The sequence below is a fragment of the Ruminococcus sp. CAG:57 genome, assembly GCF_000435935.1.
Classification (GTDB): Bacteria; Bacillota; Clostridia; order Oscillospirales; family Ruminococcaceae; genus Hominimerdicola; species Hominimerdicola aceti.
On sequence record NZ_FR890711.1, the window covers coordinates 4,130 to 19,062 of the forward strand.

The 14,933-nt window shown below is 43.9% G+C and carries 12 protein-coding genes; 2 read left to right on the forward strand and 10 right to left on the reverse strand.

Annotation, left to right across the window (positions count from 1 at the left end):
• The 10 genes from QVO88_RS04185 to QVO88_RS04235 all read right to left on the reverse strand — a co-directional run.
• Nucleotides 1-548 (reverse strand): NAD(P)-binding protein (locus tag QVO88_RS04185; RefSeq protein WP_288177769.1); only part of this gene is annotated, 548 nt, incomplete at its 3' end.
• Nucleotides 548-1,381: a sulfide/dihydroorotate dehydrogenase-like FAD/NAD-binding protein gene (locus QVO88_RS04190; RefSeq protein WP_022287274.1), complete on the reverse strand. Its 834-nt coding sequence runs from the start codon at nucleotides 1,379-1,381 to the stop codon at nucleotides 548-550. The genes QVO88_RS04185 and QVO88_RS04190, both read right to left, overlap by 1 nt.
• A gap of 204 nt (nucleotides 1,382-1,585) precedes the next feature.
• Nucleotides 1,586-2,833, reverse strand: a complete 1,248-nt coding sequence (locus tag QVO88_RS04195) for a glycoside hydrolase family 10 protein (RefSeq protein ID WP_022287275.1) — start codon at nucleotides 2,831-2,833, stop codon at nucleotides 1,586-1,588.
• A gap of 130 nt (nucleotides 2,834-2,963) precedes the next feature.
• Entirely contained in the window at nucleotides 2,964-5,837 is a 2,874-nt protein-coding gene (gene gatB, locus QVO88_RS12290; RefSeq protein WP_022287276.1) for an Asp-tRNA(Asn)/Glu-tRNA(Gln) amidotransferase subunit GatB, read from the reverse strand.
• Nucleotides 5,838-5,851: 14 nt separating this feature from the next.
• The gene (gene gatA / locus QVO88_RS04210) at nucleotides 5,852-7,285 is read right to left on the reverse strand and encodes an Asp-tRNA(Asn)/Glu-tRNA(Gln) amidotransferase subunit GatA (protein WP_022287277.1); all 1,434 of its coding nucleotides are present in this window, start codon (nucleotides 7,283-7,285) and stop codon (nucleotides 5,852-5,854) included.
• A 40-nt stretch (nucleotides 7,286-7,325) separates the two neighbouring features.
• Nucleotides 7,326-7,604: an Asp-tRNA(Asn)/Glu-tRNA(Gln) amidotransferase subunit GatC gene (gatC, locus tag QVO88_RS04215; RefSeq protein ID WP_022287278.1), complete on the reverse strand. Its 279-nt coding sequence runs from the start codon at nucleotides 7,602-7,604 to the stop codon at nucleotides 7,326-7,328.
• A 197-nt stretch (nucleotides 7,605-7,801) separates the two neighbouring features.
• Nucleotides 7,802-9,076: a diaminopimelate decarboxylase gene (locus tag QVO88_RS04220; RefSeq protein ID WP_022287279.1), complete on the reverse strand. Its 1,275-nt coding sequence runs from the start codon at nucleotides 9,074-9,076 to the stop codon at nucleotides 7,802-7,804.
• A gap of 220 nt (nucleotides 9,077-9,296) precedes the next feature.
• Complete coding sequence (locus QVO88_RS04225; protein WP_022287280.1) at nucleotides 9,297-11,075, reverse strand: ABC transporter ATP-binding protein; 1,779 nt, start codon at nucleotides 11,073-11,075, stop codon at nucleotides 9,297-9,299.
• A gap of 16 nt (nucleotides 11,076-11,091) precedes the next feature.
• Nucleotides 11,092-12,849: an ABC transporter ATP-binding protein gene (locus tag QVO88_RS04230; protein WP_022287281.1), complete on the reverse strand. Its 1,758-nt coding sequence runs from the start codon at nucleotides 12,847-12,849 to the stop codon at nucleotides 11,092-11,094.
• 15 nt (nucleotides 12,850-12,864) lie between these two features.
• Nucleotides 12,865-13,320 (reverse strand): MarR family winged helix-turn-helix transcriptional regulator, encoded by a 456-nt coding sequence (locus QVO88_RS04235; RefSeq protein WP_022287282.1) that lies wholly within the window; start codon nucleotides 13,318-13,320, stop codon nucleotides 12,865-12,867.
• 273 nt (nucleotides 13,321-13,593) lie between these two features.
• Here QVO88_RS04235 and QVO88_RS04240 point away from each other — a divergent pair, with 273 nt between their 5' ends.
• Both QVO88_RS04240 and prfA read left to right on the forward strand, forming a co-directional pair.
• Nucleotides 13,594-13,782, forward strand: a complete 189-nt coding sequence (locus QVO88_RS04240; protein WP_022287283.1) for a DUF951 domain-containing protein — start codon at nucleotides 13,594-13,596, stop codon at nucleotides 13,780-13,782.
• Nucleotides 13,783-13,850: 68 nt separating this feature from the next.
• Entirely contained in the window at nucleotides 13,851-14,930 is a 1,080-nt protein-coding gene (gene prfA, locus QVO88_RS04245; RefSeq protein ID WP_022287284.1) for a peptide chain release factor 1, read from the forward strand.
• Nucleotides 14,931-14,933 lie beyond the last annotated feature (3 nt).

Here is a 14,933-nt window from a genome sequence, read left to right on the forward strand (position 1 = left end):
GGGATACCATACATAAGAACGCCGCCTGCTGTATGGAATGCCTCATAGATAGTTACGTCATAACCAAGCTTAGCAAGGTCGCCTGCAACTGTAAGGCTTGAAGGACCACCGCCGACAACAGCTACCTTATGACCGTTTGGCTCAGCCTTTTCAACTGCAACTGCCTTGTCCATCATATAGTCTGCACAGAATCTCTCAAGTCTGCCTATACCAACAGGCTCACCCTTGATACCTCTTACGCACTTGCCCTCACACTGATGCTCCTGTGGACATACACGTCCGCAAACAGCCGGCAGAGCATTTGTTGTTTTGATGATAGCATAAGCTTCTTCAAACTTGCCCTCTGCTACCTTTGCGATAAACTCAGGAATCCTAACGCTTACAGGACATCCTGTCATACAAGGCTTGTGCTTGCAGTTAAGACATCTCTGAGCTTCTTCTATAGCCTGCTCAGGGGTGTAACCCAAAGTAACTTCCTTGAAGTTTCTAGCTCTTACCTTTGGCTCCTGCTCTGCGATAGGAGTCTTTGTCAAACTCATATTAGCCATTATCTTACACCTCCAGTAAGTCTGCACAAGTGAGCCTTTTCCTGCTCCTTATAAGTTGAGTTTCTTCTCATAAGCTCGTCGAAATCTACCTTCTGACCGTCAAAGTCAGGACCGTCAACGCAAGCATACTTGATCTTGCCGTCAACAGTTACACGACATCCGCCGCACATTCCTGTGCCGTCGATCATGATAGGGTTGAGTGAAACGAGAGTCTTGATATCATAAGGCTTTGTTACCTTGCAAACGAACTTCATCATTGGAACTGGTCCGATAGCGATAACCTCGTCAAACTTAGCACCACCGTCAATAAGCTCCTGAAGCTTGTTTGTAACAAATCCGTGATAGCCGTATGAACCGTCGTCTGTACAGATATGAAGATGTGAAGAAGCCTTGCCCATTTCGTCCTCGAGGATAACGATATCCTTGCTTCTGAAGCCTGCGATAAGATCAACTTCAACGCCCATGTTATGGAGCTTCTTAGCCTGTGGATAAGCGATAGCACAACCAACGCCTCCGCCTACTACTGCAACTCTCTTGATACCCTCGTCATACTCTGTAGCAACGCCGAGAGGACCAACAACGTCATGGATATAGTCGCCCTCATTAAGTCTTGCAAGCTCAGTTGTAGATGCACCTACTACCTGGAAAATAATTGTGATCGTGCCCTTTTCTCTATCATAGTCAGCGATAGTAAGCGGAACACGCTCGCCCTTCTCATCAACTCTGTAGATGATGAACTGACCAGCCTCAGCCTTAGCGGCAATGTAAGGTGCGTCGATCTCCATAAGAACAACAGCGTCGTTGAGCTGTCTTCTTGTTACGATTTTGTACACTAAAATCCCTCCCTGAATAATTAGCAAAATAATATTGTTTTAGGCAAATAATACAAAAACATTTTCTATTATCGCCTTACAGCATATAACATTATACTATATTTAAAAAGAAATTTCAATAGTTTTTTGTTTACTTCCATAAATTTTATAATAATATATCACAATTTGTTTACATTTAACATACCATAATTTATATATCACATATCATTTTACAGATGTATCAAGTTTATCAAAAGCAATTTCGATACACTCCTGCTCCTGAACACCTCTATCACTGCCACCAAACAAGCTTGCATAGCCGTAGACCGCCGCTCCTGCGTAGTTATAACTAACTACAGCGTCATTTATCTGCCTGCCGATAATGCCGATATTTTCAGAAAATTCACTCTCGCTGTCTATCTTATATACTCCCAGACCTGCCACCAGCGTAACATCAGTTGTGCAGATATCAGCCCACTGCTGTAGGGTGTCCTCATAAGGCTTGACAGAATTTTCATAACCGAAGTATATCTGCGGACAAATGTAGTCTATATACCCCTCCTCACTACACCACTTTTTCACATCAGCGTACATATACTCATAGTTATTTTCCATATTTCCCTGAGGTGAAACTCCCACGAGGATATCCTTATCCACTGCTTTTACCGCACTGTATATCTCCCCCACCATAAGGGAGATATTGTTCAGCCGCCACTGTGAAAGATCATCAAACTCCGTCTGGGCAGAAAAGCACTGTGCGTCAAAGTCCTCAGCCGTTGTGGGATAAAAATAATCGTCGAAGTGCAAGCCGTCAATATCATAATTTTCTGCAAGCTCCGCTGCACCCTCTGCTATAAGCTGTCTTACCTCATCATAAGCAGGATCGAGCCACAAATGGCTGTCGTCATCAACCTGTTCCAGGTAGCCGTCGCCCTCGTCATACCACTTTTTCAGAAGAAAGCTATCGTCATAATTCTGAAAACACTCCTCATTCTCACACCTGAGAGGGTTTATCCATGCGTGAAAAGACAGTCCCTTGTCATGTGCGGTCTGTATCATGACTTCAAGTGGGTCAAAGCCGCCCTGCTCCCCTGCCATGCCTGTTATATATCTTGATGCAGGATAAAGTTCCGAGTCATATATAGCGTCCCCGAAAGGTCTGACGTGAACATACAGCGTATTACAACCTATGCTCAAAGCATTTTCACACGCCTGAGAAAAGTTCTCACGAAACTCCTCGGCACTTTTCCCGGTGAGCATATCAGCAAGGTCAATATAGGATATCCATATAGCTTTCTGCACAGTATAATTAAGCTTGTGTGACGTTTCCGCATCAGTGTAGTTTTTCTCTCCGCACACAGGTATCACCGATGCTTTTTCCATAGTCACAAGCCTGTCCCTCTGAGAATTTACCTCACCTCCGCAGGAGCAAAGGGTCACAAAGCACATAAGTAAAGTAAGAATTTTTTTCAAGAATATCAGTCCTCCGAATAAGTCATCAATGAATTATACTATTCTTATTGGACAAATATTCAATCAGTATTCAAAAGAAAAAAAAGAACGGACAGAAAAACCGTCCGTTCTTGGTAAACATATTTGCAGACTATGGAAGAAGTCTGTTGATATCTCTTGGGAACAGTGATGTTTCCCTGATGTTGTTCTTGTTAAGAAGCTTCATGAGAAGTCTTTCAAGACCGATACCAAGTCCACCGTGAGGTGGCAGACCATACTTGTGAGCCTCAAGATAGTTCTTGAAGTCAGCAGGGTCAAGTCCCTGAGCCTTCATCTTCTCTACCTGCTCGTTATAATCGTGTATTCTCTGACCGCCCGAAGTAATTTCAAGTCCTCTGAACAACAGATCAAACTTGTATGCTTCTCTTGGGTCTTCTCTGGAGTTCATTGCATAGAACGGAGGCTTCGATGATGGGAAGTGTGTAACAAAGATAAAGTCTGAATCGTACTTTTCCTTGGCATACTTGCCGAGGTTTACCTCGTCCTCCGGGTCAAGGTCGAACTTCTTGCCGCTTCCCTCGCCGCCTCTCAGCAGTTCGATAGCGTCAGCGAACTTGATAGACGGAACTTCCTTTATCTCAGGAACATCAGCGTCAAGTATCTTCAACTCGTTCTGATAGTTCTCCTTGATATACTCGAAAATGGACTTGAGCATTGCGATCTCCATTTTCATAACGTCATACATACTGTCGATATAGCCCATTTCAAAATCAAGACCGATATACTCGTTGATATGACGTGAAGTAGCGTGCTTTTCAGCTCTGTAAACAGGTGCTATCTCATAAACTCTGTCAAAGAATGCCACAGCCATTTGCTTATAGAACTGCGGTGACTGGTTAAGGAACGCAGACTTGCCGAAATAGTCAAGGCGGAAAATGTTAGCGCCGCCCTCAGCACCCTGAGCAACAATCTTTGGCGAGTGTATCTCAGTGAAGTTGTTTGCCTGCATGAACTTGTGCATACCCTGAACAAGACCCTCCTGGAGCTTGAATATAGCTCTCTCATAAGGGTTTCTCAGCGATGCGGCACGGTTGTCAAGATTTACTTCTATTGTGCAGTTAAGTCTGCCCTGTGATATCTTCAAAGGCAGTTCAGCGGCGTTTGTGGAGATAAGCTTGATAGAATTAAGCTCTATTTCAAGACCATTGAAATCCTTAGGGTTTTCCTTGACGATACCCTTTACGTTTACAAAGAAGCCCTCTCTCAGACCCTCTATAGAATCCTTGCAGTTGTCGGCAGAGTAAACTGTCTGTATAACATCTCTTGAGGTTCTTACAACGATAAACGCAATGCTGCCCATGTTCTTTATTCTATGAACACAGCCTGAGAACTCAACTTCCTTGCCCATGTTAGCCTTAGCGTCAGCAAGCATAAACTCTTTCTTGACGTCAGCCGTATCTATCATAAGCATTTTGCCGTCATTTTCAGGTACATACTTATCAGCGTTCTCATACTTCGTGAGCTTTGAAGTGTCGATAACGTTGTCCTTTACGTCCTCTTTCTTCTCTGCGTCAGAAGCAACGCTTGCAGCGGCAGCTTTCAGCTTGCTTTCAAGAATTTCCTTGATTATCTTAGGTGTAGCAACGCCCTTGAGAGCCTTTGTACACTGACCCATGATAAAGCCGAATACCTTTGTTTCACCGTTCTTATACTGCTCTACCTGTGCGGCATTTGCAGCGAGTATCTCGTCAACGCCTGCCTCAACCTTTGCAGTATCTACAGTGATTATCATACCCTTGCTCTTTGCAATGTCCATAGGCTTGCCGCCCTCTTCTACCATTGCTCTGAACACGGTCTTAGCGTCGTTCTTTGATACCTTCTCTGTATCAGCCATTTCAACAAGCTCAGCGAACTCCTCAGGTGTGAAGCTGATATTGTTTATATCTATCTCGCCCAGATTTACTCTTCTCATAAACTCGCCGAGAATGAACACAGCCACGCTCTTAGGATTGTTATATCTCTTAAGTGCATTCTCAAAGAAATCTGAGATTATCTTTGTTTGGATAAGCGTTTTTGCGTCTATCTCAGAAATACCGTATTCCTCAGTGTATCTCTTGAATCTGCTGCTTGGCATTTCAGGCAGCTTAGCCTTTATCTCATCAAGCTGAGCGTCTGTAAGGTTTACCTGAAGAATATCAGGCTCTGGGAAATAACGATAATCGTTAGCGTTTTCCTTTGTACGCATTGAAGTTGTCTTATCTCTGTTTGCGTTGTAACGTCTTGTTTCCTGAACGACCTTTTTGCCTGCTTCAAGAAGAAGCGCCTGTCTTTTTTCCTCATACTTGATAGCTCTGCCAACAGACTTGATAGAGTTGATGTTCTTTATCTCCGCACGAGTGCCGAACTCAGTAGCGTCAGGACGCATAAGAGAGATATTAACGTCACATCTCAGTGAGCCCTGCTCCATTTTACAGTCGCAAACGCCTGCATACTGTAAAAGCAGAGATATCTGCTCAACGAAAGCCATTGCTTCTTCTGCTGAAGCTATATCAGGCTCAGTAACTATCTCGATAAGCGGGATACCGCATCTGTTATAGTCAGCCATTGAGATTCCGTTGAAAGCGTCATGAACGAGCTTACCGGCGTCTTCCTCAAGGTGGATATGGTTTATTCTGATGTTCTTCTTCTGACCGTTCACCTCGATAGGCACATATCCAGGACCTACGATAGGTCTGTAAAGCTGTGATATCTGATATGCCTTTGGCAGGTCAGGATAGAAGTAGTTCTTTCTGTCGAATACTGAAAACTTATTGATGCCGCAGTTGAGCGCATATCCTGCCTTTACAGCATACTCTACAGCCTGCTGATTGATGATAGGCAGAGTACCAGGCATACCTGTACATACAGGACAGCATCTTGTATTTGGCGCACCTCCGAACTCAGCGGAGCAGTTACAAAAGATCTTAGTTTTGGTAAGCAGCTCGGCGTGGATCTCAAGGCCGATGACCGTTCTCCATTTTTCCATTTGTCTTACCTCCCTTAAAGCTTTGGCGCAACAGGCTTGAAGCCCTTTTCATATGCGTCGGCAGTCTTGATGATAGTTGCCTCGTCGAACTTTCTGCCTATAACAGACATACCGATAGGCATACCCTTGCTGTCATAGCCGCAAGGAGTTGATATTGCAGGCAGACCTGCAATATTTACTGTAACTGTGCATATATCAGCCTGATACATCTGAACAGGGTCGGAAGTCATCTCAGGGCTGTATGCAACAGCAGGAGTTGTCGGCGTAAGAATAACGTCGCACTTCTCGAATATATCGTTGTATTCTTTTCTTATAAGCTGTCTGAGAGCCATTGCTTTTCTATAATAAGCGTCATAATATCCGCTTGACAGGCAGTAGTTTCCAAGAAGTATTCTTCTATTTACTTCCTCGCCGAAGCCCTCTGAACGTGACTTGATTATAAGCTCCTCATAGCTGTCGGCTGTGAGCGTTCTGTGACCATACTTGATACCGTCATATCTTGACAGGTTTGAAGCCGCCTCAGCGCAGGCAAGAAGATAATAACAAGGAACAGCATACTTAAGCGACGGCATAGAACACTCGATAAGCTCAGCGCCCATTGCCTTATATTCCTCAGCAGCCTTTAAAACGGCAGCCTTTACCTCATCATTGATGCCCTCTGCATAGAACTCCTTAGGGAGTGCTATCTTCATGCCCTTCATTGACTCGCCTATCTTTGCGGTGAAGTCAGGCACTTCAAGCTTTGAGCTTGTGCCGTCATGGAAGTCATAGCCGCATATCTCGTTAAGAAGGATAGCGCAGTCATGAGCGTCAAGACCGATAGAGCCTATCTGGTCAAGAGATGATGCGAAAGCCACAAGACCAAATCTTGAAACTCTGCTGTATGTTGGCTTGATACCTGTTACGCCGCAAAAAGCAGCAGGCTGTCTGATAGATCCGCCTGTATCAGTACCAAGAGCAACAGGAGCAAGTCCCGCAGCGACAGCCGCAGCAGATCCGCCGGATGAGCCGCCAGGTACACGGTCAAGATCATAAGGATTCTTTGTCTTTGCAAAAGCGGAGGTCTGTGTAGAGCCTCCCATTGCGAACTCGTCCATGGAAGTCTTGCCGAGCATTACGATATTCTCAGCGTCGAGCTTTTCCATAACGGTCGCATTATAAGGCGGAACAAAGTTTTCAAGCATTTTTGACGCACAAGTGGTCTTTACGCCCTCTGTACAAATATTGTCCTTTACTGCCACAGGTATACCTGTGAGAGCCTTTGCCTCGCCCTTATCGATAACGCCCTGAGCCTTTTCAGCCTGCTCCAGAGCCTTTTCCTCAGTAACAGTGATAAAGCTCTTTACCTTATCGTCATATTTCTTTATTCTCTCAAAATATGTCTGTGCAAGCTCTTTAGCGGAAATTTCCTTACTGTCAAGAGCCTTACGCATATCACGGATTTTCATTGAAGAAACGTCCAAATTTCACACTACCTTCCTGTTAAATTTACTCTACGACCTTAGGCACTACAAAGCAGTTGTTTGTATTCACTGCATTTGAAAGGACCTTTGAAGTAGGCATAGATTCGATGACCTCGTCTTTTCTCAGATCGTTGAGGTAAACATCATGATTGTCCTTGAGATCGTCATAGGTAATGTAGATTTCCTTTACGGTATCCATAAGATCAATAATATCAGTCATCTGCTCGGCTGTGGCTGCAAGCTCTTTATCGGAATATTCCAGCTTGCTAAGCTCTGCCAGATACTTGACCATGTTCAAATCCATATATAATCCCTGACCTTTCTTAATATTAAGGCAACGCCTTAGGTGCAAAAATACACCAATTCAATTTAATATTATACTACATCTCATACTATTTTGCAAGCAAAAATCACATAAATTCCGATTTTTTTAATATTTGCTCACCAAACGCCCAAAAACAGCAAGACCCACAGAGAAATTCCCTGTGGATCTAAGCGTCATTACTTGTTATTCTTTGTATATTTATCGAAAATATCAGTGAAATCAAATGTTGCGAAATAGTCAGCAGGAGTTTCGGCACGTCTTATCATATCGAATGAGCCGTCCTCGTGGAGAAGTATCTCTGCTGAGCGGAGCTTTCCGTTGTAGTTATAACCCATTGAGAAGCCGTGTGCGCCTGTATCGTGGATAACGATTATATCGCCAGTGTCTATCTCAGGCAACATTCTGTCGATTGCGAACTTATCGTTGTTCTCGCAAAGGCCGCCGGTCACATCATACTTGTGGTCGCATGGAGCGTTCTCCTTGCCAAGAACTGTAATGTGATGATATGAACCGTACATAGCAGGACGCATAAGGTTGCAGGCACAAGCATCAAGTCCAACATACTCCTTATAAGTATGCTTGTGATGTGTGCAGGTAGCAACGAGATGACCGAATGGAGCGAGCATATATCTGCCAAGCTCTGTGAAGATAGCAACGTCACCAAGACCAGCAGGAACCATTATATCCTCAAATGCCTTGCGAACGCCCTCGCCGATAGCGAAGATATCGTTCTGTGGCTTGTCAGGTTCATATGCTATGCCAACACCGCCTGAAAGGTTTACGAACTTGATGTCTGCACCCGTCTTTTCATGAAGCTCAACAGCAAGCTCAAAAAGTATTCTTGCAAGCTTTGGATAATAAGCGTTTGAAACAGTGTTTGAAGCAAGGAAAGCGTGAAGTCCGAAATGCTTTGCGCCTTTCTGCTGAAGTATCTTGAAGCCCTCAAAAAGCTGCTCTCTTGTGAAGCCGTACTTAGCTTCACCAGGGTTGTCCATTATCTGAGTTTCTATCTCGAAATGTCCGCCCGGATTGAAACGGCAGCAGATAGTTTCAGGAATACCGCAAAGGTCGTCAAGATAATCTATGTGAGTGAAATCGTCAAGGTTGATATAAGCGCCAAGCTCTCTTGCCTTGAGAAAATCCGCCTTTGGAGTAACGTTTGAAGAAAACATGATGTCGCTTCCGCTGAATCCGCAGCAGTCGCTCATCATAAGCTCAGTAAGAGAAGAACAGTCAACGCCGCAGCCCTCTTCCTTGAGTATTTTCAAAATGAATGGGTTAGGAGTAGCCTTTACAGCGAAATACTCTTTGAAGCCTTTGTTCCAGCTAAATGCCTTGTAAAGATCTCTGGCTCTCTGTCTGATACCCTTTTCGTCGTAGATATGAAAAGGTGTAGGATACTGCTTGATTATCTCCTCAGCCTTTTCCTTGGTTATAAATGGTGTTTTCATTATATATCAATCCTTCTGCAAATAATATATTTTATAAAAATACATATTTATCATACCATTTTAATACGGATTAGTCAAGTGAAATATCTGATTTTAAGAAATAAAATACACTTTATTGTCATTTTTCAATACAGCCACACCACTGTCACACCCATTTTAGTAAAAAAAGCACAAAGCACACAGCCGTAAAAGCCGTGTGCTTTGCATATAAAAGCCTGCTTTATGAAGCCTGATCAAACTGGCTGTTATAAAGCTCGGCATAAAATCCACCCTTTGCCATAAGAGTTTCATGGTTTCCGCTTTCGATAACGTCGCCGTCACGCATAACAAGTATCAGGTCTGCGTTTTTGATAGTCGAAAGTCTGTGTGCGATAACAAAGCTCGTTCTGCCCTTTGTAAGCTTATCCATTGCCCTTTGGATAAGAAGCTCCGTTCTCGTATCGACAGAAGATGTTGCTTCATCAAGTATGAGCATAGGCGCATTCTGGAGCATTGCCCTTGCGATAGTGAGAAGCTGTTTCTGTCCTGCGGATATTGCCACGCTTTCAGAAAGCACAGTATCAAAGCCCTCAGGGAGCGTATGAACGAACTTATCAAGACCGCAGGCTTTGCACACTCTTTCAAGGGACTCGTCGCTTATGCCCTCCATGTTGTATACAAGGTTTTCTCTTACAGTGCCCTCAAAAAGCCATGTGTCCTGCAAAACCATGCTGAACATATTGTGGACAGTTTCACGGCTGAGCTGTGAGATAGGAGTGCCGTCTATGGAGATACTTCCACTGTTTATCTCAAAAAATCTCATAAGCAGATTTACCATTGTGGTCTTACCTGCACCGGTCGGTCCGACGATAGCCACCTTCTGACCTGCCTTTACCTCTGCGGAAAAGTTCTTTATTATCACCTTGTCAGGAGTATCAGGATAGCTGAAACGAACATTTTCAAAGCTTACGTTGCCCTTTACCTCAGGCATTTCACTGCTCTTGTCGCTCTCGTCTGGAAGTTCCTCGCTTTCGATAAAGTCAAATATTCTCTGAGCTGAGGCGGAAGCTGTCTGCATATTTGTCATGCCCTGAGCTATCTGACCAAGAGGTGATGTGAAAAGTCTTACATAAAGAATGAACGATATTATTACGCCGAATGTGATAGTGCCGTTAAGGGCGAGCATTGAGCCGAAAACGCATACTGCAACGTATGCAAGATTGCCGATAACGTTCATAAGCGGCTGCATGATGCCTGACAGAAACTGTGACTTCCAGTTTGCGTTGTATACAGCTTCGTTAAGTCCACCAAAATGTTTCTTTACATTATCTGCTCCACGGGATATCCTTACTACCTCGTGACCTGAATACATCTCCTCAACATAGCCGTTGAGCTTGCCAAGGCTTTCCTGTCTGTCAAGGAAGAATTTCTGTGACTTTGACATTATGAAAACTATCAGGAAAAGTCCCAAAAATGTGATGAACAGTGAGATGAGTGCAAGTCGCCATTCTGTAACGAACATCATTATAAGACAGCCCACAAACTGTGCCGCTGCACTGATTATGGTCGGAAGACTGTTTGTAAGACCCTGTTGTAAAGTTGATACATCATTTGTGATACGGCTGAGTATATCACCCTGTGAATGTGAGTTGAAATACTTCTGTGGAACGCAGTTTATCTTTCTTGAAAGGTCGCTTCTCATTCTGTATGACATTTTCAGGGTGACTGTCGCCATTATATACTGCTGAATAAAGGTAAAAAGCGAGCTTGAAATATATATCGCTCCAAGGAAAATTCCTACCCTTGCCACCGCTTTAAGGTCAATGCCTGTCATAAGTCCGTCTGCTATAAGGTCGGTTATCTCGCCCACCTTGTCAGGCCCTATAATAGTCAGCACCGCACCAAGCGCCGCAAGAACCAATGCCACGGCAACGATACCTACACTGCCTTTCATATACTCTATTATTTTTTTCATAGCGGACGCCATTTCGCCCTTACTAGACTTTTCGTATTTTCTCATTGTGCAGTCCCCCTTTCTATGCAAGCTCTGCCGCACTAAGCTGTGAAAGTGCTATCTCTTTGTATACGTCGCAATTTTTCATAAGCTCATCATGAGTACCCATGCCCACGGCTTCGCCACGGTCAAGGACTATTATCTTGTCTGCGTGACGGATAGTGCTTATTCTCTGTGCGACGATTATCTTTGTTGTGTCTTTAAGTTTCTCGTTAAGACCCTCTCTGAGCTTTGCGTCTGTCTTGTAATCAAGGGCTGAGAAAGAATCATCAAATACAAGTATCTCAGGCTTTCTTGAAAGCGCTCTTGCAATAGACAAACGCTGTTTCTGTCCGCCTGAAACGTTCCTGCCCATTTGAGATATCATATGCTCTGTGCCGTCAGGAAGCTTATTCACAAACTCCTCCGCCTGAGAAAGCTCGATAGCGTTTTTAAGCTCCTCGTCAGTTTCAGGAGCGGCACTCTCTCCAAAGAAAACATTTTCTCTTATGCTTCCTGCAAAAAGCACAGCCTTCTGTGTGACATATCCAAGCTTGTCATAAAGGGTGTCAAACTTGTAGTTTTTTACGTTTACGCCGTCCACGAGGACTTCGCCCTCTGTTGCGTCATAAAATCTTGGTATAAGGCTTATAAGCGTTGTCTTGCCGCTTCCTGTTGCGCCGATTATGGCAAGGGTCTGACCCTTTTCTATCTTGAAACTTATGTTGCTCAGCTCGTCCTCAGAGGCATGAGGATATCTGAAAGAAACGTTTTTGAACTCAACAGTACCCTGCTCTCTTCCCTCGCCGACGCTTCCCTCTTTTATGTTCACGTCACGCTCAAGCACTTCGTTGATACGCTCTGCAGATACCTGAGCCGCAGGGAGCATCATGAATATCATAACGAGCATCATAAATGACATTACAACGTATGTGGCATATGTGCTGAATACCACCACGTTGCTGAAAAACGTTATCCTGTCCTGAACAGCCGTCAGGGCTATCTGCTGGATAAGCACTGCTCCAAGCCAGTAGATAGCAAGGGTCAGACCATTCATTCCGATATTCATAACTGGCATCATAAGTGCGAACATTCTCTGGTTTTTGAGCTGTGTGTTCATCATATCCTTGCTTGGAACATCGAACTTGTCGTTCTGATATTTCTCAGCATTGAAAGCATGGACAACGTTTATGCCTGTGAGATTTTCTCTTGCCACACGGTTTATTTTATCAGTTAGCTTCTGAACGATACGGAATCTCGGTATGCAGGTCGCCATAACTGCAAGAACGAATACGCATATCACCACAACGAACGCCGCAGTCACCGCTGAAAGCTCCCAGCTCTTGCCAAGTATCTTTATAACAGCCCAAACCGCCATGATAGGAGATTTTATTATCATCTGCAAGCCCATTGATATTATCATCTGTATCTGTGTAATGTCGTTTGTTGTCCTTGTTATAAGACTAGGTATGGAAAAGTCCTGCATCTCCTCGCTTCCCATATCCATAACGTGGTTAAAAAGCTTTTCTCTTACAGTGTAGCTGAAGCCTGAGGCAGTCTTTGCGGAAAGATAGCCGCAGCCGATAGCAAGAGCGGCACTTGCAAGGGTGCAGCCCAGCATTTTAAGTCCGACGTTCAGGATATCGGAAGTTTCACTGCCTGCCGTGTTGAGCATCATGGTCAGGTCTGTCATATAGTCAGGCAGTGTCAGGTCAAAATACACCTGTCCCAGCACAAGGATCGTACAGAGAACAGCCATAAGCACCTCACGCTTGCCCATCTTTTTAAGCAGTTTTATCATAGTTGCTACCTCCTTCTACAAACATTCTTTAAGAATGCTGTCTATATTGTCGCTAACGATATGCAGGCATTTTCTGAAATGTGCCATGTCATCGTCCGAAAAGCCAGCGATAAGCTTTTGTGCAAACTTTTTTTGTAGCTCCCTGCCCTCTTTTATAACAGGCTGGGCCTTTTCTGTGCAAACCAGACGGCATTTTCTTCTGTCGCCCTTTACCGCCTGCCTTTCAACAAAGCCTGCTTCCACAAGCTTTTCTACATGGAAAGACACAAGTGCCGCCTTGATATTCCTGTATCTGCACACATCACCCGCTGTGTTGAACTCAGGATTGTTCGCAAGGAACATGAGCACGTCAAGCGCCGTCTTTGGCATATCGAGCTTTTTACAAAGGGGCTGCATGACTTTTTCATATGCTTCCGCAAGCTTCTTTGAATGATCAAACATATGCGTTGCTGTTGTCATATTATCGTTCATTGTCAAACCTCCAATATTAGATATTTCAAATTTGAACAATCTAATATTAACACTTTTCCAAAAGCTATTCAATGAACATTTTGTAAATTCAGCTTCTTATAATGTCATTTTTGTAACAATGCAACAAAAATCAAATATATGGACTATAATATTTGTACAGCAATAAAACCGCCCTCTCCGCTATTGCAATAAAGGGAGAAATGTGTTATAATAACGATGTATGGGCAGAGTATTCGCTCTGCTTCACCTTTTATGAAAGGAAAGTGGTGCAAAATGGATATTGTAAAAGGCGATATTCTTGTAATGAAGAAAAGTCACCCCTGCGGCAGTAACAGAATGATAGTTCTGCGCTCAGGCATGGATTTCAAGCTGCGCTGCGAGGGCTGCGGACGAGAGTTCATGATAGTACGCAGCAAAGCCGAAAAGAACGTAAAAACTATTATCAGAGAGGCTGAGTCATAGCTATTCTCACAATTTATGATATATAACAAATGTATGATATGAAATAAAAATGACAGGAGAATATAACTATGTTTGAAAAACTCAAAGCACTCGAAGATAAATTCAATGAAATAAACGAAAAGCTCATGCAGCCTGAAACTGTAAACAACACTTCACTGTATACGAGCCTTATGAAAGAATACAAGACACTTACGCCGATAGTTGAAAAGTTCGGTGAATACAAAAAGGCAAAGGCTGCCAATGACGAAGCCATCGAGCTTCTTGACGCAGGCGGAATGGATAAGGACTTCAAGGAAATGGTGCAGATGCAGCTTGAAGAATCCAAGGAAGATATGGCTAAGCTTGAAGAAGAGCTTAAGCTTCTCCTGCTGCCGAAAGACCCTAACGATGAGCGTAACGTTATCATAGAGATAAGAGGCGGAGCAGGCGGTGAGGAAGCTGCACTGTTTGCAGGCTCTCTTTATAGAATGTATTCAATGTATGCCGCTTCAAAGGGCTGGACCATAGAAGTCATGAACGCCAACGAAACAGAGCTTGGTGGCTATAAGGAAATAACTTTCAGCGTTTCAGGCGAGGGAGCTTATTCAAGACTGAAATACGAAAGCGGAGTACACAGAGTTCAGCGTGTACCTGAAACAGAGTCACAGGGCAGAGTTCACACATCTACTGTTACAGTTGCCGTGCTCCCTGAGGCTGATGAGGTGGAGCTTGACCTTAACGAAGAAAAAGATCTGAAAATAGACGTTTTCCGTTCATCAGGAGCAGGCGGACAGCACATCAACAAGACATCTTCCGCTATCAGAATAACTCACCTGCCTACAGGCATGGTAGTTGAGTGTCAGGACGAGCGTTCACAGTTCAAGAACAAGGAAAAGGCTCTGAAAGTTCTCCGTTCAAGACTGCTTGACCAGAAAGTTCAGGCACAGAATAAGGAGATCGCAGACAACAGACGTTCACAAGTGGGAACAGGTGACCGTTCCGAAAGAATAAGAACTTACAACTATCCTGAGGGAAGAATTTCCGACCACAGAATCGGTCTTACTATCTATAGACTTGAACAGGTGCTTAACGGCGCACTTGATGAAATAATCGACGCACTTGCAACAGCCGATCAGGCTGCCAAGCTTGCAAGTCAGGAAGAAGAATAAAAA

Excerpts from the sequence above, each read along its gene's own strand:
- QVO88_RS04225 (WP_022287280.1), bottom strand. The coding sequence starts at position 11,075 with ATGAGAAAATACGAAAAGTCTAGTAAGGGCGAAATGGCGTCCGCTATG.
- QVO88_RS04240 (WP_022287283.1), top strand. The coding sequence starts at position 13,594 with ATGGATATTGTAAAAGGCGATATTCTTGTAATGAAGAAAAGTCACCCC.
- prfA (WP_022287284.1), top strand. The coding sequence starts at position 13,851 with ATGTTTGAAAAACTCAAAGCACTCGAAGATAAATTCAATGAAATAAAC.
- QVO88_RS04220 (WP_022287279.1), bottom strand. The coding sequence starts at position 9,076 with ATGAAAACACCATTTATAACCAAGGAAAAGGCTGAGGAGATAATCAAG.
- gatA (WP_022287277.1), bottom strand. The coding sequence starts at position 7,285 with ATGAAAATCCGTGATATGCGTAAGGCTCTTGACAGTAAGGAAATTTCC.
- QVO88_RS04235 (WP_022287282.1), bottom strand. The coding sequence starts at position 13,320 with ATGAACGATAATATGACAACAGCAACGCATATGTTTGATCATTCAAAG.
- QVO88_RS04230 (WP_022287281.1), bottom strand. The coding sequence starts at position 12,849 with ATGATAAAACTGCTTAAAAAGATGGGCAAGCGTGAGGTGCTTATGGCT.
- gatB (WP_022287276.1), bottom strand. The coding sequence starts at position 5,837 with ATGGAAAAATGGAGAACGGTCATCGGCCTTGAGATCCACGCCGAGCTG.
- gatC (WP_022287278.1), bottom strand. The coding sequence starts at position 7,604 with ATGGATTTGAACATGGTCAAGTATCTGGCAGAGCTTAGCAAGCTGGAA.